The organism is Sphingosinicella sp. SM1-17, assembly GCF_056821765.1.
Genome location: NZ_JBPDIO010000001.1, coordinates 2,967,103 through 2,990,435 on the forward strand (window position 1 = coordinate 2,967,103; position 23,333 = coordinate 2,990,435).

Annotated in this window: 22 protein-coding genes; 5 read left to right on the forward strand and 17 right to left on the reverse strand. The window is 64.2% G+C overall.

Annotated elements, in window-relative coordinates:
* The first annotated feature begins 56 nt into the window (after nt 1-56).
* Complete coding sequence (locus ACRYLT_RS14895) at nt 57-398, forward strand: VOC family protein (protein ID WP_482664865.1); 342 nt, start codon at nt 57-59, stop codon at nt 396-398.
* Here the strand turns inward: ACRYLT_RS14895 and bla are convergent.
* The 3 genes from bla to ACRYLT_RS14910 form a co-directional block, all read right to left on the reverse strand.
* Entirely contained in the window at nt 395-1,264 is an 870-nt protein-coding gene (bla, locus tag ACRYLT_RS14900; RefSeq protein ID WP_482664866.1) for a subclass B3 metallo-beta-lactamase, read from the reverse strand. The two genes, ACRYLT_RS14895 and bla, sit on opposite strands and share 4 nt — an antisense overlap.
* Before the next feature lie 114 nt (nt 1,265-1,378).
* Nucleotides 1,379-1,861: a GNAT family N-acetyltransferase gene (locus ACRYLT_RS14905; RefSeq protein WP_482664867.1), complete on the reverse strand. Its 483-nt coding sequence runs from the start codon at nt 1,859-1,861 to the stop codon at nt 1,379-1,381.
* A gap of 10 nt (nt 1,862-1,871) precedes the next feature.
* Nucleotides 1,872-4,013, reverse strand: a complete 2,142-nt coding sequence (locus ACRYLT_RS14910) for a ComEC/Rec2 family competence protein (RefSeq protein WP_482664868.1) — start codon at nt 4,011-4,013, stop codon at nt 1,872-1,874.
* Nucleotides 4,014-4,039: 26 nt separating this feature from the next.
* On the opposite strand from ACRYLT_RS14910, the gene gltX reads away from it, so the two are divergent.
* Together gltX and ACRYLT_RS14920 are read left to right on the forward strand one after the other, a co-directional pair.
* Nucleotides 4,040-5,467, forward strand: coding sequence for a glutamate--tRNA ligase (gene gltX, locus ACRYLT_RS14915; RefSeq protein WP_482664869.1), 1,428 nt, complete (start codon nt 4,040-4,042; stop codon nt 5,465-5,467).
* Nucleotides 5,457-6,740, forward strand: coding sequence for a citrate synthase (locus tag ACRYLT_RS14920; protein WP_482664870.1), 1,284 nt, complete (start codon nt 5,457-5,459; stop codon nt 6,738-6,740). The genes gltX and ACRYLT_RS14920 overlap by 11 nt, the downstream gene beginning before the upstream one ends.
* Before the next feature lie 93 nt (nt 6,741-6,833).
* Here the strand turns inward: ACRYLT_RS14920 and ACRYLT_RS14925 are convergent, their stop codons facing one another.
* The 5 genes from ACRYLT_RS14925 to ACRYLT_RS14945 all read right to left on the reverse strand — a co-directional run bounded on the left by ACRYLT_RS14925 (nt 6,834) and on the right by ACRYLT_RS14945 (nt 11,890).
* A complete protein-coding gene (locus tag ACRYLT_RS14925; protein WP_482664871.1) occupies nt 6,834-7,763 on the reverse strand; it encodes a DUF3137 domain-containing protein in 930 nt (309 codons plus the stop codon).
* A 65-nt stretch (nt 7,764-7,828) separates the two neighbouring features.
* Nucleotides 7,829-9,214: a sensor histidine kinase gene (locus ACRYLT_RS14930; RefSeq protein ID WP_482664872.1), complete on the reverse strand. Its 1,386-nt coding sequence runs from the start codon at nt 9,212-9,214 to the stop codon at nt 7,829-7,831.
* Entirely contained in the window at nt 9,211-10,272 is a 1,062-nt protein-coding gene (locus ACRYLT_RS14935; RefSeq protein ID WP_482664873.1) for a DUF2336 domain-containing protein, read from the reverse strand. Before ACRYLT_RS14935 ends, ACRYLT_RS14930 begins: the two co-directional genes overlap by 4 nt.
* Nucleotides 10,273-10,339: 67 nt before the next feature.
* Nucleotides 10,340-11,524: a hypothetical protein gene (locus ACRYLT_RS14940; RefSeq protein ID WP_482664874.1), complete on the reverse strand. Its 1,185-nt coding sequence runs from the start codon at nt 11,522-11,524 to the stop codon at nt 10,340-10,342.
* A 63-nt stretch (nt 11,525-11,587) separates the two neighbouring features.
* Nucleotides 11,588-11,890, reverse strand: coding sequence for an Hpt domain-containing protein (locus ACRYLT_RS14945; RefSeq protein WP_482665461.1), 303 nt, complete (start codon nt 11,888-11,890; stop codon nt 11,588-11,590).
* Between the two features lie 70 nt (nt 11,891-11,960).
* Here ACRYLT_RS14945 and ACRYLT_RS14950 point away from each other — a divergent pair, with 70 nt between their 5' ends.
* Nucleotides 11,961-14,267: a coiled-coil domain-containing protein gene (locus tag ACRYLT_RS14950; protein ID WP_482664875.1), complete on the forward strand. Its 2,307-nt coding sequence runs from the start codon at nt 11,961-11,963 to the stop codon at nt 14,265-14,267.
* On the opposite strand, the gene ACRYLT_RS14955 is transcribed toward ACRYLT_RS14950, so the two are convergent.
* The 3 genes from ACRYLT_RS14955 to ACRYLT_RS14965 form a co-directional block, all read right to left on the reverse strand.
* On the reverse strand, nt 14,264-14,524 hold the full coding sequence (locus ACRYLT_RS14955; RefSeq protein WP_482664876.1) for a DUF1467 family protein: 261 nt from the start codon (nt 14,522-14,524) through the stop codon (nt 14,264-14,266). The genes ACRYLT_RS14950 and ACRYLT_RS14955 overlap by 4 nt on opposite strands.
* 3 nt (nt 14,525-14,527) lie before the next feature.
* Nucleotides 14,528-16,165: a ribonuclease J gene (locus ACRYLT_RS14960; RefSeq protein ID WP_482664877.1), complete on the reverse strand. Its 1,638-nt coding sequence runs from the start codon at nt 16,163-16,165 to the stop codon at nt 14,528-14,530.
* Between the two features lie 84 nt (nt 16,166-16,249).
* Nucleotides 16,250-17,032 carry a type III pantothenate kinase gene (locus tag ACRYLT_RS14965; protein WP_482664878.1) on the reverse strand — a complete coding sequence of 261 codons (783 nt, stop codon included), beginning with the start codon at nt 17,030-17,032 and terminating at the stop codon, nt 16,250-16,252.
* A 104-nt stretch (nt 17,033-17,136) separates the two neighbouring features.
* On the opposite strand from ACRYLT_RS14965, the gene ACRYLT_RS14970 reads away from it, so the two are divergent.
* A complete protein-coding gene (locus ACRYLT_RS14970; protein ID WP_482664879.1) occupies nt 17,137-17,982 on the forward strand; it encodes a class I mannose-6-phosphate isomerase in 846 nt (281 codons plus the stop codon).
* On the opposite strand, the gene ACRYLT_RS14975 is transcribed toward ACRYLT_RS14970, so the two are convergent.
* From ACRYLT_RS14975 to ACRYLT_RS15000, 6 genes are all read right to left on the reverse strand, one after another.
* Entirely contained in the window at nt 17,979-19,070 is a 1,092-nt protein-coding gene (locus tag ACRYLT_RS14975; RefSeq protein ID WP_482664880.1) for an inositol-3-phosphate synthase, read from the reverse strand. The genes ACRYLT_RS14970 and ACRYLT_RS14975 overlap by 4 nt on opposite strands.
* 54 nt (nt 19,071-19,124) lie before the next feature.
* Nucleotides 19,125-19,949, reverse strand: a complete 825-nt coding sequence (locus ACRYLT_RS14980) for a CDP-alcohol phosphatidyltransferase family protein (protein ID WP_482664881.1) — start codon at nt 19,947-19,949, stop codon at nt 19,125-19,127.
* A gap of 63 nt (nt 19,950-20,012) precedes the next feature.
* The gene (locus ACRYLT_RS14985) at nt 20,013-20,726 is read right to left on the reverse strand and encodes a phosphocholine cytidylyltransferase family protein (protein ID WP_482664882.1); all 714 of its coding nucleotides are present in this window, start codon (nt 20,724-20,726) and stop codon (nt 20,013-20,015) included.
* Nucleotides 20,727-20,749: 23 nt separating this feature from the next.
* Nucleotides 20,750-21,664 carry a beta-xylosidase gene (locus ACRYLT_RS14990; RefSeq protein WP_482664883.1) on the reverse strand — a complete coding sequence of 305 codons (915 nt, stop codon included), beginning with the start codon at nt 21,662-21,664 and terminating at the stop codon, nt 20,750-20,752.
* Nucleotides 21,661-22,452 carry a TIGR04290 family methyltransferase gene (locus tag ACRYLT_RS14995; RefSeq protein ID WP_482664884.1) on the reverse strand — a complete coding sequence of 264 codons (792 nt, stop codon included), beginning with the start codon at nt 22,450-22,452 and terminating at the stop codon, nt 21,661-21,663. The genes ACRYLT_RS14990 and ACRYLT_RS14995 overlap by 4 nt, the downstream gene beginning before the upstream one ends.
* A complete protein-coding gene (locus ACRYLT_RS15000) occupies nt 22,449-23,195 on the reverse strand; it encodes a histidine phosphatase family protein (protein ID WP_482664885.1) in 747 nt (248 codons plus the stop codon). The genes ACRYLT_RS14995 and ACRYLT_RS15000 overlap by 4 nt, the downstream gene beginning before the upstream one ends.
* Between the last annotated feature and the right edge of the window lie 138 nt (nt 23,196-23,333).

A 23,333-nucleotide genomic window follows, 5' to 3' on the forward strand; every position in this document is an offset into this window, starting at 1 on the left:
ATTTTGGGACCTTGTTCCGGTCTGCCTGAGAGAGGCTGAACGAAAAGGCATTGGCCATGGCCCGTATGAACTATGTGGAACTGCCGGTGCGCGATGTCGCCGTCGCCAAGGAATTCTATCAGAGCGTTTTCGGCTGGTCCTTGACCGAGTTCGGGCCGACTTATGCGGCAACGACCACGGGCGATACCGACGTCGGCCTGCAGGGTGACGATTCCGAGGCGACCCGGGCGCCGCTGCCGGTGATCGAGGTCGACGATCTGGAGGTCGCCCTGGAAGCGGTGATGCGGGCCGGGGTGCCGGTCGTTCGACCGATTTTCGCTTTTCCCGGCGGGCGCCGCTTCCAGTTCCTCGATCCTAGCGGCAACGAGATCGCCTGCGTCAAGAGCGACGTCCGTTAATCGCCCTTCGCCGGGATAGCGGCGCGCTGACGTTGCAGCTCCCTTTGAAATGCCTCGCGGGCGCGGGCGATCTGTGCCCCAACTTCCTCCGGGTCGACGAAGGCGAGCGGGTCCCCGGCGGCAAGGCGACGTCGCTTTTCTTCCAGTCGGAACTGGTTGCCGTGGAAGCCCAGAAAGACATCGGCGCGCATCTGGCCAAGCCGATCGAAGGTGCGTTGGAAGTCGGCCGCGGCCTCGGGATAGCGTTCGTCGCCTACCAGAGGCTGGCCAGCAACGGTGAGACTGCAGGCAAACAGCACTCGGTACAGACGGCCTCCCGCGTTCACTTCGGTGGTCCAGCTCGTGCAGCCGCGAGTATGTCCCGGGGTGATCAGGGCCGTCAAAGCCAGCGAACCCACCCGAAGCATCTCACCGTCCGAGATCAACCGGTCGACCGCAACCGGCGCGAACCGATCGAGATCGTCACGATAGGAATTGCTTCCGTGGGTGAGGTCGGGCGCGTCGGCGGCGCTGGCGACGAGCCGGGCTCCGGTGAGTCGCTTCAGTTCGGCCAGCCCGCCGGCATGGTCCCAATGCGCGTGATTGTTGACGATGAAGCGAATGTCTTCGAGTCGAATTCCCAGTCGCCGGATATTGGCGGCAATCTGCGGCGCGCTTTCCTCGCTTCCGCCATCGATCAGGACATGACCTTCCGGTCCGGTGACCAGATAGGCTCCCAGGCCGGAAGTGCCGACATAATGGACATTGCCGATGATCGGGAACGGTTCCATGGGCCGGTTCCATTCGACTCGGCCGTTCTGGGCCACGGCGTCGGCCGGCGCGACAAGAGTGGAAAGGGCGGAAAAGGCGATCAGCAATCGAAACATCGAATTCGAGTTCCTCGTTGGCGTGGAGCCCGAGGGGTAGGCGCGAGCGGTCGCTCCAACCATTCCAATTTTCCTAGACGCTCCCCAAAGCCAGTCTGAGGTCTGGCCGCCGCTTCAGAGCGACCGGAACATGACCAGCGCATCGACGAAACCAAGCCTGGGATGACGAAAGGCGCCCGGGAGGCGGCCGACCGTCGCAAAGCCGAGACTTTCCCACAGCCGGACCGCGCGGACGTTGGTGCTGACGACGAAATTGAACTGCATCGCTCGAAAACCGGATCCGCGCGCCCGATCGATCGAGTTGGCGCACATCGTTCGAGCAATCCCGCGGCCCGCTGCTTCGGAAGCGGTGACATAGCCGCAATTGGCCACATGATCGCCACCGCCGAGCTGGTTGGCGCGAAGATAGTAGGTTCCAAGGACCTGACCATCGACTTCGGCCACAAAGGTCTGGCGGTCCGCGCCGGTCCAGTAAGTCAAGGCGTCGGCGCGGCTCATTTCCCTTGGCAGAGCATAGCTTTCGCCAGCGCGGATCACCGGCTCCAGAATCTTCCAGATCGGCTCCCGATCACCGGGACCGGCAGGTCTGATCAGCATCGTCCTCTCCTCAGGGCCGGTAGCCCCATGGATGCTTCCCCACCTGCTCCGCAACCGTCACGATGCGCGGGCGCTCTCCCAGAGTGATCGACAATCCCCCGCTTCGTGCCAGGAAGGCGCGATCGATCTTCAGCCATCGTGGTTCGCAACCTCGCGGGAGCCGTCGGTCGGCGATGACGATGTCCGCCTCACGACAGGCCGCGACCATGTCCGGCCAGGACACGAAATGGCGGGTGCGGGTCGCGAGTATTCGCCACCGCCGGCCGCCGCGAATCAGGTTGGCGGCGCACAGATCGGGGCTGCAGGCGGCGGTGGGCAGTGCCTCCAGATCGGCGAAATTGGGCTCCGCGCCGGCCAGCTCGGCGAGAGTTGAACGGACATAGTCGCCCGCCCGCGGACGGAGCAGCGCCAATCCGCCGGATTCGGTTCGAAGCGCGAAATGACGCCCGTCGCCGGTGACGATCAGATCGGGCGCCGGGATGGTGAGCGCCCACGCCGCTCCCGCAAGCACCGGAAGGACGCCCAAGCGTCGCCAGCGGGTCCGCCACAGGCAGATCCAGAGTCCGCCGGCAACGATCAGGGCGAAGGCTCCGCGTGGCATGGCCGGGAGCAACGCGACCGCGCCCGGGGCGTTCGCCGCACTGTGCGCCAGCCACAGGAGGAAGCTGAGTCCCTGCCCCGCTGCCCACCAGAACGGGCCGCCGAGGCCGACCAGGTCGAACATCAGGGCGAGCGCCTCCAGCGGCATGATCACGAAGGTGGTAAGCGGAATGGCGATCACATTGGCGGCCGCGCCATAAAGGCCGGACTTGTGGAAATGGAACAGCGCGATCGGCGTAAGCGCCAGCTCCACGGCAAGACCGGTGAGGACCAGCCCCAGGAGAAACCGGACCGTTCGCGCCGCTCCGCTCTCGTCCCGCCGCGACAGCAGCGCCTGGACGCGCGGATGCTCGTGGAGGGCGACAATCGCGGTGATGGCGGCGAAACTCAGCTGGAAGCTCGGGCCCGGCAGCGATTCCGGCCAGAACAGGAGCACGATGAGGGCGCCGACGGCAAGCAGCCGAAGCGTCAGCGCTTCGCGTCCCAGCGCGATTCCGGCAAGGACAAGCAAGGCGGCGATGCAGGCGCGGACCGTCGGCACCTCCGCCCCAGTTAGAAGGGTGTAGCCGATCCCGGCCAGCGCCGCTGCTGAAGCCGCGACCAGAACCAGTCGAAAACGCAGCGCGAGCAGAGGGCTGAGTGCAAGCAGCTTGAGGGTCAGAAGCATGACGGCGCCGACCACCGCCGTGAGATGCAGTCCGCTGACGGAAAGGAGGTGCGCCAGGCCCGAACGGCGCAGCGCTTCGGCATCCTCCTCCGGAATTCCGAACTGGTCGCCCGTCGCAAGCGCCGCGGCAATGCCCCCCTCCGCTCCACCAAGCTGGCTTCGAACATGCGCGGCCAGCCGATGGCGCCAATCGGCGATCCGAGAGCGCCAGGTCGATTCCGGCGCTTGGGCGACCATCGCGACTTCGAGCGCCCGTCCCGTGCCACCGATCCCCTGGAACCAGGCCGAACGAGCGAAATCATAGCCGCCGGGTGCGGCCATCGGGGCCGGCGGCATCACCCAGGCGCGGACCCTTATCCTTGCCCCAGCCGTCAGCCCGTCCACTGCCAGAGCGTCGGGAACATTGATGCGAAGGCGTCGCGGGAGACCTTTCCCCTGTGGCGCAACGACCAGCCGGATAATCCGCTCGGCGGCGAGAGGCTGCACGCTCTCGATCGGCGCGACGAGCTCGATCATCTGAGCCCGTTCCAGCCGCGGCGCGGCGACACGCTCTGCCTTCCACCAGACGAGGCCGCAGCCGATCGCAGCGGCGATCCAGAAGAAGGCGAGTGCCCTTCCCCACCGAGTCGCGCCGGCGGCGGCAAGCAGAGCCAGGGCAAGCGCCAGCGTCCCCATAAGGAACCCGACCCAGCCCTCCGGCACCGGAATCCAGAACCAGGCGCTCATTCCGAGGATCAGCCCGACCGGCAGCCACAGCGGCAATTGCGCACGCTCGGCCTCGAAAAGGGCTTCGAGCCTTTGACCCAAGCCGGAAAAAGGCTGCGCCCACGCCCTTTCTCGCGGCGCGTCCGCTATGCTAGGGGCGCTCGCTTCCTGGGTCGCCATGACCTTCATCCTTGGAGAAAGCCAACGTGAGCGCAAGCAATGTCGTCACCCGCTTTGCGCCCTCGCCGACGGGATTCCTGCATATTGGCGGCGCGCGCACGGCCTTGTTCAACTGGCTCTACGCGCGTCACCATGGCGGGAAGTTCCTGTTGCGCATCGAAGACACCGACAAGGCGCGCTCCACTCAGGCGGCGATCGACGCGATCCTCGACGGGATGAAATGGCTTGGGCTCGACTGGGATGGTGAAACCTACTTCCAGTCGAAATTCGCTGAACGCCATTCGGAGGTTGCACACCAGCTGCTCGCGCGCGGCGCGGCCTATAAATGCTGGATGACGGCAGAGGAGCTTGCCGCCGCGCGCGAGGCGGCCCAGCGCGAGAAGCGGCCGTTCCGGATCGACAGCCGCTGGCGCGATTGCGACGAAGAGGGGGAAGGCCCGTTCGTGGTGCGACTGAAGGCCCCGCGCGAAGGCGAGACGGCGATCGCCGACCAGGTCCAGGGGGAGGTCAGGGTCCGGAACGAGGAACTCGATGATTTCATCCTGCTGCGATCCGATGGAAGCCCAACCTACATGCTGGCCGTCGTCGTCGACGACCACGACATGGGAGTGACTCACGTCATCCGCGGCGACGATCATCTCAACAACGCCTTTCGGCAGCTCGCCATCATCAGGGCGATGGAATGGCCCGAGCCGGTCTATGCCCATGTGCCGCTGATCCATGGCCAGGACGGCGCCAAGCTCTCCAAGCGGCATGGTGCGCTGGGGGTCGAAACCTATCGCGACGAACTGGGCATCCTTCCGGAAGCCTTGTTCAACTATCTGCTTCGGCTTGGCTGGGGCCATGGCGACGCGGAGATCATCGGACGCGACCAGGCCGTCCAGTGGTTCGACCTTCCACAGGTCGGACGCTCGCCCTCGCGCTTCGACACGAAGAAGCTGGAGAATCTGAACGGCCATTACCTTCGGGAGGCCGATCCTTATCGGCTCGCCAGTCTCATCGACCACAAGATCGAAGGGCGGCTGGGACGTGGGCTGGACGCGGCTGATATCGACCTGCTCGCTCGCGCGCTGCCGGAGCTGACTCCGAGGGCCAAGGACCTCAACGACTTGGCCGACGGCGCTCTGTTCCTGTTCAAGCAACGGCCGCTGGACATGGACGAGAAGGCCGCGACGCTGTTAGAAGGCGGCGCGCGGGACCTGCTCGCCCGTCTCCACGAGGCCCTGTCGGCTCTCGATTCCTGGAGTGCGGAAAGGACGGAGCAGGCGGTGCGGGAGGTTGCCGAGGCGCAGGGCGTCAAGCTCGGGCAGGTGGCGCAACCTTTGCGGGCGGCGTTGACGGGGCGGGCGACTTCGCCCGGTATTTTCGATGTGCTGGCCTTGCTGGGGCGGGACGAAAGCCTCGCCCGAATCGCGGACCAGATTGCGGGGAAAGGAATTGAAGATGGCGAATAAGGCCAGCGTCACTATCGGCGACAAGAATTTCGAATATGACGTGCTTTCCGGCACCGTGGGGCCGGACGTCATCGACATCCGCAAGCTCTACGGCCAGACCGACGTCTTCACTTACGATCCCGGCTTCACCTCCACGGCGAGCTGTCAGTCGAGGATCACCTACATCGACGGCGACAAGGGCATCCTGCTCCACCGTGGCTATCCGATCGATCAGCTTGCGGAGGACGCGACCTTCATGGAGGTGGCTTACCTCCTCCTTCATGGCGAGCTTCCAAGGAAGGATGAACTCGACAAGTTCAACCACACCATCATGCGCCACACCATGCTGCACGAGCAGCTGGCAACCTTCTATCGAGGCTTCCGCCGCGACGCCCATCCAATGGCAATCATGTGCGGAGTGGTCGGCGCTCTTTCGGCCTTCTACCACGACAGCACCGACATCACCGATCCGACTCAGCGGATGATCGCGTCACACCGGCTGATCGCAAAGATGCCGACCATAGCGGCCATGGCCTACAAATATTCGATCGGCCAGCCGTTCATGTATCCTCAGAACGACCTTACCTACACTGGCAATTTCCTTCGAATGACGTTCGGCGTCCCGGCCGAACCTTATGAAGTCAATCCAGTGATCGAGAATGCGATGCGGCGCATCTTCATTCTCCACGCCGATCATGAACAGAATGCCTCGACTTCGACGGTTCGACTTGCCGGCTCGTCGGGGGCCAATCCCTTCGCGTGCATCGCTGCGGGGATCGCCTGCCTGTGGGGCCCGGCGCATGGCGGAGCCAACGAGGCGGCGCTGAACATGCTGCGCGAGATCGGCCGCCCAGAGCGGATCCCGGAATATATCGCCCGAGCCAAGGACAAGGACGATCCGTTCCGGCTGATGGGCTTCGGCCATCGGGTCTACAAGAATTACGATCCACGCGCGAAGGTGATGCAGAAGACGGCCGAGGAAGTGCTGAACGAGCTCGGAATCTCCGATCCGGTCCTCGACACCGCTCGCGAGCTCGAGCAGATCGCGCTCAAGGACGAATATTTCATCGAGAAGAAGCTCTATCCGAACGTCGACTTCTATTCGGGCGTGATCCTTTCGGCGATCGGTTTTCCGACCTCCATGTTCACGGCCTTGTTCGCACTCGCTCGAACCGTCGGATGGGTTGCTCAGTGGAACGAGATGATCGCCGATCCGGACCAGAAGATCGGCCGTCCGCGCCAGCTCTACACCGGCCCCGCCCAACGCGAATATGTGCCCATCGATCAGCGCTGAACGAAAGCGGCCGTCAAGCCAAGCCGGCCCGGTGCGGAGCACGCTCGCTCCGTAGCCGGGCCATCGTTCCGGTTCGACCTCTTCGGTGCCGGCTCAAGACCAGCGCGGGCTCGCTTCGTCCAGAGCGGATTTCAGGTCTCGCAACGTGACGAGAGAGGCGCAGACGTCGTCGAACATCTGCCGAACGCGGGACTGGCCGGAGATCGAGCGGAACATGCTGCCGGTTTCGAACCGGTTCGCTCCTGAAACCGCTACGAGAATGTCGTCCGGGCCGGCATAGGCCATGATCCGGGCCCGCCCGGCGCAGGCCAGAAGGGCCGAGCGCGCATGCGAACGGAGAAGTTCGCGAGCGGCCGTAGAATCGGTCGAATAGATTTCGAACTTCGCCTCGAACTCGCGCTCGCCGTCGAACTTCACACGCTCCATGCCCTTTGCGGGCTTGAAGAAATTGAGGATCCCTCGATCGGGAACGATCACGGTTTCGCCCGCGCCTCTCGATCGGCGCTGAAAAGCGTAGATCTGCCCGCTGAACAAGGTTTCGCTGCTTTTCCCTTGGCTGCGCATGAGGGTCGCTTCGTAGATCGCGAATTTCATCCCCTGCGAATCCACGCCGTGGAACAGGTCGGAAAAGCTCTGGCTCGAAAGGCTGTTGCCGAACAGGACTGGCCGCGCGAGCGGGTAGACCGGCGGATCGAACCCGCTCGGAATATATTCCATGCCGCCCTGTTCGGCGAGGGTTTCCAGCACCGCAAGCTTCAGGTCCTCGCTCAGGTTGTGGAGCGGCCGGATCGCGAGGATCATCCCAACGATGAGGACGATCACCGCAAGGATGATCGCCACGACGAGCCAGCCCGAATAGAAGAGGGTCGCGGCGACCAGTGCGGACAGGAACAAGCTGCCAACCAGATACAGCCAGAAGTGCCGAACGCCTGTCCGGCGCTTCTCCTCGATCACGGCGATCTGAGCCTTGACCTCGGCGCTCCGGCAGAGCTCCTCGAAATGCGTGCTTGTGAACTCGATCATCTGGTCCCCCGCCAAGGCCAGTTTGACGATCGCTCCTGGCGATGTCCAGCATCCGAAGCAGCTGGTTAGGCCACTTTCCTTAGAGGCAGAGTGAAGGTGAATCGTGCTCCAAGACCTGGGGCGCTGTCGACCGAAAGTTCACCGCCCATGGCCCGGGCGAGCCGGCGCGCAATATAGAGCCCGAGGCCCGTGCCGCCGGGCTCGCTCGGATCGACCCGCTCGAACTTGTCGAAGATCCGCTCCTGATCCTCGTATGCGATCCCCTTCCCCTGATCCGCGACGATGAGGACGGCGAGGTCGCCTTCCGCTTCGGTCCGAATCCAAATCTGACCGCCTTCGGGCGAGTAACGGATGGCATTCGTGATCAGGTTCATCAGCACCTGAAGCACACGGGTGAAATCGCCCGTTGCCGGAAGTGACTCGTCGGCTGCAGGCGCGTCGATCCTCACCCTCCGATCAGCCGCCCGAACCGCGAGCAGACCGGCGGCACGCCGGGCTAGATCGGCCAGGTCGATCGGTTCGGCCTCGGGCACGAAATCCGGCCTTTCGATCGACTGCAGGTCGACGAGATCGTCGACGAGCGCCAGCAAGTGACGCCCGGCCGCCGCAATATCGGCTGCATAGCCGGTATAGTCCCTGCGAAGGGGCCCCTCGGGCTGGCTGCGAAGCCGTTCGGCATTCTCGACAATATGGTTCAAGGGTGCGCGGAGCGCCTGGTCGAGTCGATCGCCGAAAGCCGATCCATCCCCTGGCAGCGCGCTCCCGCCTTCGTCCGAGGCCGGTCCGTCCGAACGGACACTTGCCGCAGCACCGCGGAAGCCGGCGAAGCGGCCGGATCCGTCGATAAGCGGCACTCCGGAAAGCAGATACCGCCCCTTTCGGCCGGCCCGGAGCTCGGCAATCTGGGAGTCGAACCGCCGATGCTCGGCCAAGGCGGCGAGGATCGGAAGCGCTCCATCGTCGCTTTCCCGGAAGCGGAAGATGCGGGTGAGCTGGGTTCCGATCAATTCGGCGGGCGCACGCCCGATGGCCGCGGCGGCGGCGCCGGACAAGGCGGTAAGCCGAAGGCTGTCGTCCGTCTCCCAGGTCCAGTCGGCGGCGGCGCGAAGGAAATCGCCTTCGCGATCGGCGGGGGCGGCGGCAGCGACCGCGGCGACCGGGCGTTCACCCCAGCCCGTGATCGAAAGCGCGACTTCCTCGCCCACCGGCTCGGCACGCACCCACAAGTCGATATCCCGATCTCCGTCGGCGGCAATAGCGGCGCGCGAAACGGTGATTCCCAAACGCCGGGCGAGTCGAGCAAGCGCCGCGATCTGCGGAACCGCCAGAATGGCGCCCTCGCCGCCTCCCGCCCGGGCGTTCAGCTCCGCGAGCGGGGGATCCGCGGCGACCAGCCGCCCTTCCGAGTCGACGAGGCCCGTAACCGGCTCTTCGGTGGCGATCGCGTTCATCCGGCCCCCACTGTAGACCGGGCGCGAGTGGAAATTCGGGCGACGCTTGCTCGATAGGCCGGGTCGGCCTGCCAGAGCCTGAGCACTTCCTGCGCCGATGCTTCGTCCATCGTGTCGAAGAGATCGAGCTGGGCGGCAGTGGCCTCGCCTTCGGCGCCGGAGAGCAAAGGTCCCCGGGCGTTCAGCACCAGCAGGATCGCCGCCGAATCCTGCCGGTCAAGCCCGGCGGCGCGGAGAAGCAGGGCCGGGCCGCGCCCCCGCGGATCCGAAAGCACTTCCCAGGCGGCGAGCGGGTCAAGGGCGCAAAGGACCGAAAGTCCGGCGATGAAGAAGGGTAGAACGCCGTCGCCGATGATCCGGGCGAGCATGGCGCCGTCGAGCCGGCCGGTGGCATGAAGCCGCTGCGCGAGTCGCATGGCGTGGGCTTCCAGGCTGGCGCTCTCGTCATAGCTGCCGATCACTTCCATCGCGGCTTCCTCGATGGCCGAATCGATCGCGCCGACCGAATGGTGCTGGACGACATATTGGCGAAGCGCAGCAGCGATCATCCAGACAAGCTTGTGCTGAAGTTCGGCGGGAAGTTCGACCCGGCCGACTGCAGGCTCCTGGAAACGGTCGAACCGACGGCTGCGCGCGATCACCAGTTCCATGGCTTCGGCCGCAACGTACTCGTCCGGATCCCTCACCAGCTCGAACAACAGGTCCTGGCGAACAGGCGTCGATCCCGCTTTCCAGAATCGATGCTCCTCGACCCGCCGGACGAGGATCACCATCAGGTCGGAATCGCGAAGCACCTGTGCGCGCTCGAGGATCGGAAGGGCAATCGGCACGTGGGCGGAGGAAAGCGCCGCATGAAGCGCCTCATGCGGGCGGAACCGTTCCGCCAGCCGCGCCCGCAATTCGTCTTCGATCGAGCCGACGAGCCGCGACAGGAGCCTGGCGGCCGTGAGCCTCTGCCACTCCGTCAATCGAGCGCCGTCGGGCAGCAGAAGATCGGTGGCGGCAACGGCAAAGCGCTCTCGGGCCGCAGCCAGCAGGAGCCGTGCAGCGTCGTTCATTCTTTCCCGGCGGCTGGATCCCACTTCGGCCATCAAGGTCCCATAGCTCGACAGAGTTAAGCGCTCGCTAATCCTGTCGAGCCCCCGGTCCGGCGTGCACCTGGCGTTGAGCATAGAAAAACGAAGCTGAGGCGTAGGCGAACAAGGCCGCCACACCGGTGGTCCAGGCGCCAAGCACGGCGAAGGGAGGAAGCAGCAAGATCAGGCCCCGCCGCTCGGCGAGCCAGACTTCCCCCCGAACTTTCCTCCCCTCGGTCTCGATGCCCAGCGCCAGCAGGAAGGCCAGGGTGGTGAAAGCGAGCAGCACCATTCCCCAGCCGCGTTCGAGGCTGAGCGAGTAGGACAGGGCCGCCAGCGCCGCCGCGGCTAACGCCGGAAGCAACTGCGCCCACCAGCTTCGCTGGACATCGTCCTGCATGCGAAGGCGGGCAAGCCTGTGGGCGACGCCCTCCAGCGGCGTAGACAGCACCATCAGAACGAGTCCGAGCCCTAACCAGCCATAAGCAAAGAAGATCGCACCCAAGCCGGCAAGCGCTGCGGCCGCGCTCCCCACAGAGGACGGTCCGACGGAACTTCCCATGATGAACGACGTGCCCAGGCGTTCCAGCGGCGCAAGGAAGCGGGCTGCCCACCCGCCGCTCGTCTGAGTCGCCGCCGCGACGATCTGCTGCTCTAGACTTTGAAGGTCACGGGCTGTGTCGAGGATCGCGACCGGTCCTTCGGCGGGAAGGTGCCGCGCCCCTGCCTGAAGAGTCCGGCGAAGCAGGGTCGACTGCAGGTCCCAATCGCGAAGCATGGCCGCAGTCTCTCGAAGAAGGGCTCCATCGAGGACGGCGAGACCCGCCCAGCGGGACGAGGCGTCGATCCGCTCATACAGCTCGCCATGACTCCGGTCGGGCACCGTCAGCACGGTGGCCTGCTCGATCATGGCCAGTCGCGCCAGTTCGGCGCCTTCAACGAGGGCTCCGTCGCCGACCAGCAGAACTCGGTCGAAGGGATCAATGGCCTGCGCCGCCTCCTCCGCACTTCGAGCGAGCTGCACCGAGATGCGTTCGCGTCTCAGACGGTCGATCGCGGCCGTCAGGGCGGCCGGCATTCGCTCGACGAGGATGACGATTATCGCGGCGCCGGCCGCTGCGGCGAGCCTGGCCTGACGCTCGACGACGGTCCGGCCAGCAATCGGCAGAGTCGCTCGAAGCGCACCCGGCTCCCCCGATTCATGATAGGCTGCGATCAAAGCTGCCAGCGCCAAGCCGTCCCCTCCTGAGGCGGGAGACCCTAGGCGCCCGTTGCGCGGGTTGCAAAGCGCTTCGGCTCAGCTGCGGGCGAAGTCGTCGACCGCGACCCCGATCTTGCGAAGAACGACGGGATCTCCGGGCGCGCCATCCAGAGCTTCGTCGGCCAGCCGCACCAGACCGCTGGCGCCGAAGCTTGCCGCCAAGCTCTTAAGCCTGGCGGCGGCGATCACCCAATTGGCGTCGCATCTGGCGCGGGTCATGAGATCGAGCTGGCGTGCAGCACTCTCGATGAAGGCGTCGCGGAGTTCAGCCATCAAATCGCTGTCGCTTCCAACCGCGGCGGCGAGGGAGGCGTTCAGAGCTCCAGGATCATAAGCCATGCCGGGCGCGATACGCGCCGGGCTGTTAACGCCCCGTTTCATCTCCGCCCCAAAGTGATACAGTACCGGCATGACCATGGGGGCGGAGCGCGCGCAGACGCAATCGAACGAGGCGGATCAATGGACTGGCGGGCAGGAGCAGAACGGCTTCGCCTCCGATCCGGCTGGCGTGGAGCCCGAGCCATATCCGGACATGGACGATGATTCGGCGCCGGGAAAGGCGGCCGGCCCTCGCCTGCTTGCCACGCTGTTGCTCCTCCTCGCTGCGGGCTGGCTGGGCCTGAGTGGCTACGCTCTTTCGCGTGCCTGGCCGGGGGATAGCCTGACCGCCTGGACCGGCTGGACGGCAACGGTGGCGGCGCCGTTGATCCTGATCGCCCTGCTCTGGCTGATCTTCGGGCGCACCTCGCGGCGCGAGGCGGAACGATTCACTCAGGCCGTAACGGCCATGCGCCGCGAAAGTCAGGCGCTCGAAAGCGTGCTCGCCATCGTCGCCAGCCGGATCGAGGAGAACCGAAGCCGGGTCAGCGAAGAGGCGGCGCGACTCATGGCGCTGGGAGACGAAGCCTCCGATCGGCTCGGGCGGGTGACTCACTATATCGCTCGCGAAACGGCCGAGCTCGACCGGAAGGCACAGGCACTCGACAATGCTGCTGCCAACGCGCGGGTCGATATCGGTGTGTTGATGAACGACCTGCCGCGCGCCGAGGAGCAGGCCCGAGCCGCCGTCGAAGCGATGCGAGCGGCGGGCCTCGAAGCGCATGAGCGGGCCGCTGCGCTGGAAGGCCAGTTGGCGGCCCTGACAGCGCGGAGCCGCGAAGCCGACGAAGCGGTCGGTGGAGCGGCCCAGCGGCTCGGTGCCCAGATCGCCCGACTCGACACCAGCAGCAATGCTGCAGCGGAGCGGATGGATCAGGCGGCGGCTCAGATGAACGCTGCCGTGGACGGTGCGCTCGGCCGGGCCTCGGATGCCGTGGATCAGACCCGGGCCGGACTCGAGGCGCAAGGTCAGGCCATGCTGGCGCTGGTCGAACAAAGCCGGGCGGCTTTCGAGGAGGCCGGTGCGGAAGCAAGCCGCCGATTGCGCGAGCGCCTGGAGGAAGCTGGCGCCATCTTGGAAACGCTCGCCGGACGGCTTGCCCAGCAGGAAGCTGCCAGCAGAGAATTGATTGCCGGTCTCAGCGGTCAGATTGCCGCTCTCGACGAAGACTTGGCAAGGCTCGGCCGCAACGGTCATCAGCAGAACGGCGTCCTGGTGGAATCGATCTCGACCGTACGGGAATGGGCCCAGGCGCTGCGCAGCGAAATCGAGCAGGGCCATGCCGCTTCGGGCGATTTCGTCACTCGAGCACAGGACATGTCCGCCGCGCTCGAGACTCTTCGTTCCAAGCTCCGCGACGATCTGCCCCCAGCCTTCGCCGATATCGAGGCGCAGGCCGAGCGCACCGCCTCGGCGGCGCACGCGATGGTGCCCTCGATCGAAGCTGCACAGGCGGCAGCGGCCCTCACCGGAGCATCGCTGAGCGAAAGCGAGTCCAGCCTCACGCGTCAGCGCGGTGAACTCGACGCTCTGATCGCAGGCGTTCGCGATGGTCTGCTGCAGGCCGAGGAACGGCTGCGTGCGGTTGGCGCCGTCGTCAAGGAAACGGATGGCGCGGCAGCGCGCCTCGTCCAGGACACGGGGCCGCAGCTGATCGATGCCTTGATCAGGGTGCGGGAGGCAGCGGGCCAGGCGGCCAACCATGCCCGCGAGGCGATCATGTCGGCGATCCCCGACAGTGTCGCCGCGCTGGCAGACGCAAGCCGGGAAGCCGTTTCGGAAGCGGTGACCGAGCCGGTTCAGGATCAGCTCGCCGAGATTGCCGGATCGGCCCAGCGCGCCTTGGCCGTTGCTCGCCAAGCAAGCGAACGGCTGACCCGCCAGCTTCTCGTGATGAGCGAGACGGCGGCGGCCATCGAGGATCGGATTGCCGAAGACCGGGCCCAGAGGGAAGAAAGGGAAGCGGAAAACCTCACCCGGCGAGTCTCGCTCCTCATCGAGGCCCTCAACTCCACGGCGATCGACGTCAACAAGCTGCTATCCAACGAAGTCGACGACAGCGCCTGGGCCGCTTATCTCAAGGGCGATCGCGGAGTCTTCACTCGGCGCGCCGTGCGCTTACTCGACTCAGGCGAAGCGCGCGAGATTGTCCGCCATTACGAAGAGGAACCGGACTTCCGCGAGCAGGTGAACCGCTACATTCATGATTTCGAAGCCATGCTTCGCCGGGTGCTGGCCGATCGTGAGGGAACCACCATGGGAGTGACCCTGCTCTCCTCAGACATGGGCAAGCTCTACGTCGCCCTCTCCCAGGCTGTCGAAAAGGCCCGGCGCTAGGCCAGCCAGTCGACATCCTCAACGGTGATCCAGCCGTAGATGTAGTTGGCATAGAACAGGCCAAACAAGAGCGTGGCCACGATGGTCGCGCGGAGCATCACTCGACCCAAGCTGAAGCTGTGCGGCGCACTTTCCGCATGTCCGGGTACCCGCTCCGCTCCAACTTCCTCGCTGGTTCGGACCCCGAATGGAAGGACCAGGAACAGGCTGAGGAACCAGAACAAGAGGTAGATGGCGGCGATCGACGTCAGCTGCATGGGTCAGACTCGAACGAACAAGACGGTGACGACCGGCTTCTTGCCGGTCCAGTCCGTCGCGCACCGACGAACGGCCAGTCGGACCTCCTCGCGCATCCGGTCTTCATTGCCACTGGCCTTGAGAACCGCTTCCGACGCGGCGGCACAGGCCTCCTCAAGAAAGGCCTTCTTGTCCTGCTCGACCGGGATGCCCTGGAGTTCCATCTCCACTTCCCCTTGAACGCGATCGGCGCCGTCAAGCGCGATGGCGACCGCGATGGTCCCCGAAAATGCGAGCCGGCGGCGTTCGTTCATCGTGTTGCCATCGGCGGGAAGGATGACGTCGCCGTCGAGAATGAGTCGCCCGACATGCTCCTCCCCCAGCTTCTCCGGCCCGTTCGGCGCCAGCCGAACAAGGTCGCCATTCTTCTGGACGATGCCATGCGGAATTCCGCGCGAGCGGGCGAAGCGGGCATGCTCCATCATGTGCCTCATCTCGCCGTGAACCGGGACGATGATTTCCGGCCGGATCCATTCGTACATGGCAGCAAGCTCCGGACGTCCGGGATGCCCGGAGACATGGACCGGCGCCTGCCGATCGGTGATCATCTCGATACCCTTGGCAGCCAGCTCGTTCTGTATTCGGCCGATGGCGATTTCGTTGCCCGGGATCTGCTTGGACGAAAAGATGACGAGGTCGCCGCGGTCGAGCTTGAGCCTGTGCTGATCGAACGCGATCCGTGCGAGCGCGGCCCGGGGCTCTCCCTGCCCTCCGGTGGCAATGATCATGACTTCGCGCCGCGGAAGCCGCATGGCGGTCTCGAAATCGATCGTCTCGGGAAAGTCGGTGAGATAGCCGACGCTTTTCGAAACGCGGAGGATCCGATCGAGCGAACGACCGGCGACGCACACCTGCCGTCCGGTATCCTGAGCAACGTGCCCGAGCGTCTTCAGGCGAGCGGCATTGGATGCGAAAGTGGTGACGAGCACACGGCAATCGGCGTCCCTGATTACCTCGTCGAGGCCTTGCCGAACGCCAAGCTCGGAGCCCGAAGGCGAATCGACGAAGACGTTGGTGGAATCGCAGACCAGGGCGAGCACGCCCTGATCCCCGATCGCCCGAAGCTCCGCCTCGGTGGACGGATCGCCGATCTGCGGACTGTCGTCCAGTTTCCAGTCGCCGGTATGGAAGACCCGCCCGAAAGGTGTGTCGATCAGCAACGCATTGCCTTCGGGGATTGAGTGAGCCAGGGGGACATATCTGAGACCGAACGGGCCGAGGCTGAAGTCGTTCAGCATGTCGACCGTGTTCAGCCTGACCTCCCCTGTCAGCCCCTCCTCTTCCAGTTTGCCGGCGATCAGCCCTGCGGTGAAGGGCGTGGCGTAGAGCGGCACCCCGAGATCGGCAGCGAGATAGGGGATGGCACCGATATGGTCCTCATGCCCATGGGTGAGCACGATCCCCAAAAGGTCTTCGCGCCTTTGCTCGATGAAGGCGAGATCCGGCAGGACCAGTTCGACGCCGGGATAGGCTGGGTCGGCGAAAGTCATGCCGAGGTCCACCATGATCCATTTGCCCTGACAGCCATAAAGATTGACGTTCATGCCAATCTCGCCGGAACCGCCGAGCGCGAGGAAGAGAAGTTCGTTTCCGGGTTTCATATCCGTCAGTCTTCTTGTCTTTGGGGGCTCCAGACCGGAGCCACTATTGCACCGCTACGCGGCTTCCGCCCGGTGCGATGACGTTCAAGATGCGCTTTGGCTCCGCTTGTAAAGCATCGCCAGCCCTTGGATCGTCAGGTCGGGTTCGATCGCATCGAACAGGGTCGTATGCTGATCGAACAAGGTCGCCAGCCCGCCAGTAGCGACAACAGTGACCGGGCGGCCGATTTCCACCTTCATCCTTTCGACAAGCCCTTCCATCATCGCGACATAGCCCCAGTAAATACCGATGTGCATCGAATCCTCGGTCGTGCGACCGATCACCGACGGAGTTTCCGGTGCCTTGATGGCGACGCGCGGCAGCTTCGCCGCGGCGCCTACCAGCGCATCGAGCGACAGGTTGATCCCGGGGGCGATGATGCCGCCCTTATAGGCGCCCGAATAGTCGACGACGTCGAAAGTCGTGGCGGTCCCGAAGTCGATGACGATCAGATCGCCCTCGTGGAGCGCATGAGCGGCGATCGCGTTGAGCGCACGATCCGCGCCCACGGTCTTGGGGTCGGCCACGTCGAGCTCGATCCCGAACTCGACCGGAGCTTGCCCCGCCACCAACGGCTCCGCGCCGAAATATTTGGAAGCGAGCACTTCGAGATTGTGGAGCGCGCGCGGCACCACTGTTCCGATGATCACCGCCTCCACATCCTTGCGGACGAAGCCTTCCAGTTCCAGAAGCTGGTGCAGCCACACGGCATACTGGTCGGCCGTCCGGCGTGGATCGGTCGCGATCCGCCATCGGGCACGGATTACCCCGTCCTCGACTAGGGCAAAGACGAGATTGGTATTGCCGGCGTCGATCGCGAGCAGCATCGGCGCTCACTAGCCAGCGAAAGGCGACTTGGCGAGCGGGACGTAACGTTCCGCTGCTGCAAACAGCTTGCAATTGGACAGCCGCCTCGCGCAATCCAGCGAACGTGACTGCGACCAAGTTCATTCAGCGCCGGGTTGAGAAGGTCTGGGGCCGCCGCGACCTGCCCGACATGTTCGGTCCTGTGGCCGAGGATTCGAAACCGATCGGCGAGATCTGGTTCGAGCATCCGCAACGCCGCGACCTTGAGCTTTTGGTCAAGTATCTCTTCACCTCCGAGCGACTGTCGATCCAGGTCCATCCCGACGATGGCGCGGCGAGGCGCGCAGGTCACAAGCGCGGCAAGGAAGAGGCCTGGATCGTTCTGGACGCGGCTCCCGGTGCGACGATCGGAGTAGGGCTCAAGGCCCCGGTGACCAAAGCGGAGCTCAGGCAGGCGGCAGTCGATGGATCGATCGAGCAGATGGTGGACTGGCGTCCGACCAAGCCCGGCGACGCCTATTACTCGCCTGCCGGAACGATCCACGCCTTGGGCGCCGGGCTCGCGCTCATCGAGGTCCAGCAGAATGTGGACCTCACCTACCGTCTGTACGATTATGGCCGGCCGCGCGAACTACACCTGGATCAAGGAATCGAGGCCGCCGAAGCCGTACCCTACGTCCCGCCTTCGAAACCCTTTTTCGCTGCCAGCGGGCGCGAGATCCTGTCCTACGGCCGGGCGTTCGTGCTTGAGCGCTGGACTCTGCCCGTGTCCGGAGCGCTGCAGGCGAGCCAGGAGCGCCCCCTCTGGCTGGTGCCGGTTAGAACCGGGGGAGCGGTGGCCGACTCTCCACTGAAAGCCGGCGACGTCTGGCTCGCCGACGGCCCGATCCATTTTTCGCTCGGAACGGGAGCCGAAATGCTGCTGGCCTATCCCGGTCCGTCGATTCGCGAGGACCTCGTCCGCTCCTAGCCTCGAATGAAGGCTTCAAGCGCCTCGTGCGCCGCATCGTCGGTCATCTGCGAAGGCGGGTGCTTGCAGAAGTAGGCGCTGGCCGGGTGGATGGGGCCGCCGAGGCCGCGATCCTTGGCCAGCTTGGCGCATCGGATCATGTCGATGGCGACACCGGCGCTGTTCGGGCTGTCCTCGACCGACAATCGAAGCTCGAGATTCATCGGCACGCCGCCGAACAACTGCCCCTCCATGCGCAGAAAACAAACTTTGTTGTCGTTCTGCCACGGCACGTAGTCGGAAGGCCCGATATGGATGTTCTCGTCGTCGAGACGGTGTTCGGCGACGGACTGAACTGCCTCCGTCTTCGAGATTTTCTTCGACTTCAGCCGCGCCCGGTTGGCCATGTTGAGGAAGTCGGTGTTGCCGCCCGTGTTGAGCTGGTAGGTTCGGTCGAGCTTCACGCCGCGCTTGGCGAAAAGGTCGGTAAGCACCCGATGGACGATCGTGGCGCCCAACTGCGCCTTGATGTCGTCGCCGATGATGGGGATTCCGGCCTGCGCAAAGCGGTTCGCCCAGGCCTCGTCGCTGGCGATGAAGACAGGAATGTTGTTGACGAAGGCGACTCCTGCCTCGAGCGCGCATTCGGCGTAGAATTCCGTCGCTTCCTGACTCCCCACGGGAAGATAGTTAAGGAGTACGTCGGCTCCCGTTTCCCGAAGCGTCCGGACGACATCGTCGCGATCGGGCTCCGGCTCTTCAGAAAGCAGGAAGGTGCGCTCGTCAGGCGCGTCGCCCATATGTTCGGAAAAGCCGTCGAGCACGCGGCCCATCCGGACGGCCACTCCGGTTTCAGGCACATGGTTGCAGAAAATGGCAGTGCAGTTCGGTTTGGCAAAGATCGCCTCGCCGACATCCCTTCCCACCTTTCGCCGGTCAATGTCCCAGGCGGCGACGAACCGTATATCCTTCGGTCGGTAGCCGCCCAGATCCCAATGCATCAACCCGATCTGCTCGTTCGCGCCGCCATTCTGATAGTGCGCGATGCCCTGCACCAGGGAACTCGCACAATTGCCGATTCCGACGATGGCCACCCTGATTTCACTCATCTGTCAAAATATCCTGTTAGTCGTCATGCTACCTAAGCTCGGTGCCGAAACGGTTCAGGCGCCTTGCGGCTGCGTGGACAAACGTTCTGCGCGACGGTGCCAGACAATTCCGAGCAACGCTACCATCGTTAAGGGAATGAGTTCGAACCACCAGAAGAGGGTCGGATCGCCGGCGATACAGGCGACAAAGAGCGCGATCACCCGGACATTGGCACTGAGCAGACTTTGCAGGTTCATCGGTCGGACGGCGAAGGATCGGTAGCGCTCGATCAACCCCGGCCTGTCCAGGCTTTCCGCCAACCGCCGATCGAAGATGGCAGCCGCTCGCTCGAGGCTGGTCGAGACGGCCTCGTGGCACCGGACGAGCGGATTGTTCGAAGGCAATGGCGGCGGCGGCACCGGATCGCCGCGCAACCGCCGATGATACCTCGCCCGCTCCCCCTCGTAGAGGCTCGACTGAATGGCATGGGCAATCCCCGCAGAAGCGGCCAGCAGGAAGGCCTCCATCGAACCCAGGCTGAGAGCAAGAGACAAGTAAAGGAGCGCGAAAACTCCATGATCGCACATGCCGTCCAGAATCCGTCCGAGTGCGCTGGCGGTCCCGGTGGCTCGCGCCACCATTCCGTCTAGCCCGTCCGCGACTAGCCAAGCGATCGACAGGGAAAATCCCAGGCTGGCCAACCGCCAGTCGCGCCAGCCGAAATAACAAAGTGCCGCGAGAATGCCGAACCCGAGGCCGAAGAAGGACACCGCGTTGGCTGACAGGCCGAGCCGGAGCGCGCGCGGCAGCAGGCGCCTCGCCGCAGGATGAACCAGCCAGAGGTTGGTGAAGTCCTCGATCTTCCGATCGCGGGATTGATCCAGATAAGGTGCGTTCATCGCGCCTCGCAATTCGGCTGAAATCCGACGGCTTGAAGCTGCCGGCCAGTCGCGGAACGATGTTCAAAACCGGCCCTCCTTCACCGCCTGCTCGGCCCTGAACAGTGCCGCAGAGTCGTCAACATCGATCCAGTCGAGATCGCTGCAATCCACCGCCTCGGCGGCTCCGGCCCGGGCGAGCGCGGTAACGGCGTCACTGATGGTCGGCGAGTCGAGTCCTCTCAATTGACCGAAGAAACGAGCGCCGACGGCGAACACTCCGGTATCGTAGGCGTCGTGCGGCTGCAGGCCCTTGCCGATCGCGAGAATCCGCTCATTGTCCGTTCTTACGCAAGTCACGTCTTCAGGATCGACCCACGGATGACCGAGCCGACGATCGATCCCGAGAGTCAGCCCCCTATTGGCGCCGCGGTCTCGGACTCGCTTGTAGAGCCTCGGGTCGACGAGATGATCGCACATGACGAGCAGCGCAGGCTGGTTGTTCAGTTCCTCCGCCGCCGCAAGGGCCGATACGCCATTGGGAAGGCGCCAGTCGGCACTTCGAGCGACACTCGTTGCAAGGGGCCACTCGCGCCGGGAAAGGTGCGCCTCCACCTGCTCGGATGCAAAGCCGGTGATGATGATGGCGCGCTCGATCCCGCACCGGGCAAGCCCCTCCAGCGCCCAGTCGATCAGCGGCTTGCCGCCGACCTCCTGAAGTGGCTTGGCTCCTCCGGCGCCGACAAGTCGGCTGCCCGCGCCGGCGGCAAGCACCACGGCCGTCTCGATCGCGCTCACCGGCGCACTCTCCGCCGCCCTGGTCAGGCGACCGCCTGACGCCGCTGGGCTGGCGCGTAGCGCTCGATCATCCGGGCGCAGAAATCGGCGAAGTACATCGGATCCTTCGGGGGGCTGGTATGATGCGGCTGAATCCCCTCGCAATCCGGCGTGAAGCAGAAGGTCACGGTCGTGTCGAACTCGGCAAGCGCTTCCATCTGACGATCGAACCAGTCTTCCCAGCCTGGCCGGTAGCTGTCCCACCAGGAGAGTCCCGTTCGTAATTTCCTGACTCCGAGCCGCCTCAACCATTGTACGGCTTCTTCAAGCCGATGGTCCTCGTAGTGGAACCACTGCATGATGCCCATTTCGGGGGTGTGCCGCGCGAAATGTTCGAGCGCCGGCTTGGGGGTTCCGTCCTCGCGGATCAGGCCCATGTAGAAGTGCCGGTAGTAGCTGGACCCTTCGGCTTCCCTGTGCCGAGTGGTCGCCTCCCACGCGCGCGGCAGGTCGAAAAGGGAATACCAGTAAATGCGAGGAACCCGACCGATCAGCAGTTCGGCAGTCTTGTTGACGCCGAAGACCTGAACTTCCTCGGCACCGAAACTGCCGACCCCGACCTCGGTCACCCAGATTTCGTGGTTGGGGACCACCGCCTCGATCTCCGCGATCCGGTTCGGCCATTCCTGAATCTGCCACAGGTTCCAGTCGAGCGGGAATCCATGCACCGCAACGACGTCGACATGGTCCAGGACTCCGAAATTCTTCAGGCGCTCGATGAATAGTGGATCGATCGGCGAGATCCCACCGAGCACGCGCTTGACCGCCGAATTGACCGAGGCGATCGACTTGCCTGCCTCGATCGCCATTGCCGCGAACCGGCTCCAGTCGGGATCCAGGTCAGGATCCCAATGAGACTTGTTGTTGGGCTCGTTCCAGATCATCGCGGCTTCGATCATTTCCCCTCCCCTTTGGCTGGATAAACCGTGGCCGGCCCCAGATGGGCGTAAGGCCGGTTGGAGCACCGACAGAGATAGACTTCCTCCTCGATGCGCTTCTCGATGGCGAATCCGGCTGACCGGAGCATTGCTTCGACGCAGGCGCGATTTGGGACCCACCAGTTGGTCCAGTCGCCGGCATATTCCTTTTCGATGAAATGGAGCTTGGGATAGCCGCTCTCGAAGAAATGCTCGGTCTCGTTGAAGTCATAGTCCTGATCGAGCGGCAGCACCTGCTTGGAACCGCGCTGCATGGATTGGAAGATCAGCAGATCGCGAGCGACATGCTCGTGGATGAGGTCGAGTGCAAGCAACGGATGACGAAGGTGATAGAGCACGCCCATGAAGATGACGACGTCGAACTTCTCGCCCAGGGCACCGACGTCGTATACATCGAGCTTGCGAAACTCCAGATTTTCGAACCCCAGAACCTCGCTCGCGAAGCGCGCCTGAGCCAGGTAACGATCATCCGAGTCGATGCCGAGGACCCGGGTCGCGCCCCTGCGCTTCATCTCGATCGAGTAGAAGCCGGCATTGCAGCCGATGTCGAGAACCGATTTGCCCGAAAGATCGTCCGGCAGATGCGCAGCGAACCGACGGAACTTCACTCCGGGATAGTCACCGAGAAAGTGGTCGGGCGCAGTCCAGACACCGCCGAGATTCATGTTGTGAAACCAGGGCCCCAACTCTTCTATTCTCTCCTGAAGTTCGTCGGCGGCGGGGCGAATGGAGGCTTCGACGAGATTCATTGATACAGCCTTTCATTGATGCTGGCGACGCGCGCGCCCCACTCTCCCACGATCAGCCGCGACACCGATGCCGGGTCGATGTCGAAGCGCAGCAGATTGTCGAGCGATAGTCCGAGCACCTTCGAAACCGCACCTCGGATGATGTCACAATGGGTGACGACGGCCACGGTCGCCCCCTCATTCAGTCGCGCAATCTGCTGCAAAGCTGCGAAAGAGCGTTCCACAGCCTCGGTCATCGATTCCCCGCCCGGGCAGCGAGCGCTGCCTCGCGCCCGATTCCACTCGCGCCAACCTGGTTCCTGCTCCAGGTCGGCAAAGTTCATCCCGGCCCAGTGGCCGAAGTCCACTTCGTCCAAACTTTCGTGAATCTGTACCGTCAGCTCGTGGGGCTCGGCAATGTCGCGAGCGGTGTACCAGGCACGCTCGCGAGGCGAAGAATAGACGGCGGATATGGGAGTGGTGCCGAGCAAGTCGGCTACGATGGCGGCCTGCTCCAGCCCTTCGCGACTGAGGGCCACATCCCCTCTTCGCCCACTTAGAATCCGTCCCAGTTCAACATGCGCCGCATGCCGGATCAGCAAGATCGTTGCCGTCATGCGGGAATCGGAACCGATGTGAAACGATCTGCCATGCCGGCCCAATGCTCGGATCAAGCTGCGGTTCCAGCTTTGTTGTCTCTGCTGCTGCGCACTCGGCCAGGCTTGGTCGGTTTGCTTGAGCGGGTTTCTGCAGGCCCACGCCATCGCCGAAGAAGCCGATTGAATCGCCCCCGAAACGGATCGGAGACGGAACCAAGCCGGAAATCCGCCGTTTGGCGAGGGTAGATGAAGATGCTTTGGCCATTTCGTCAAAGCCCAAGCAATTCAGAACACTAATGTGGA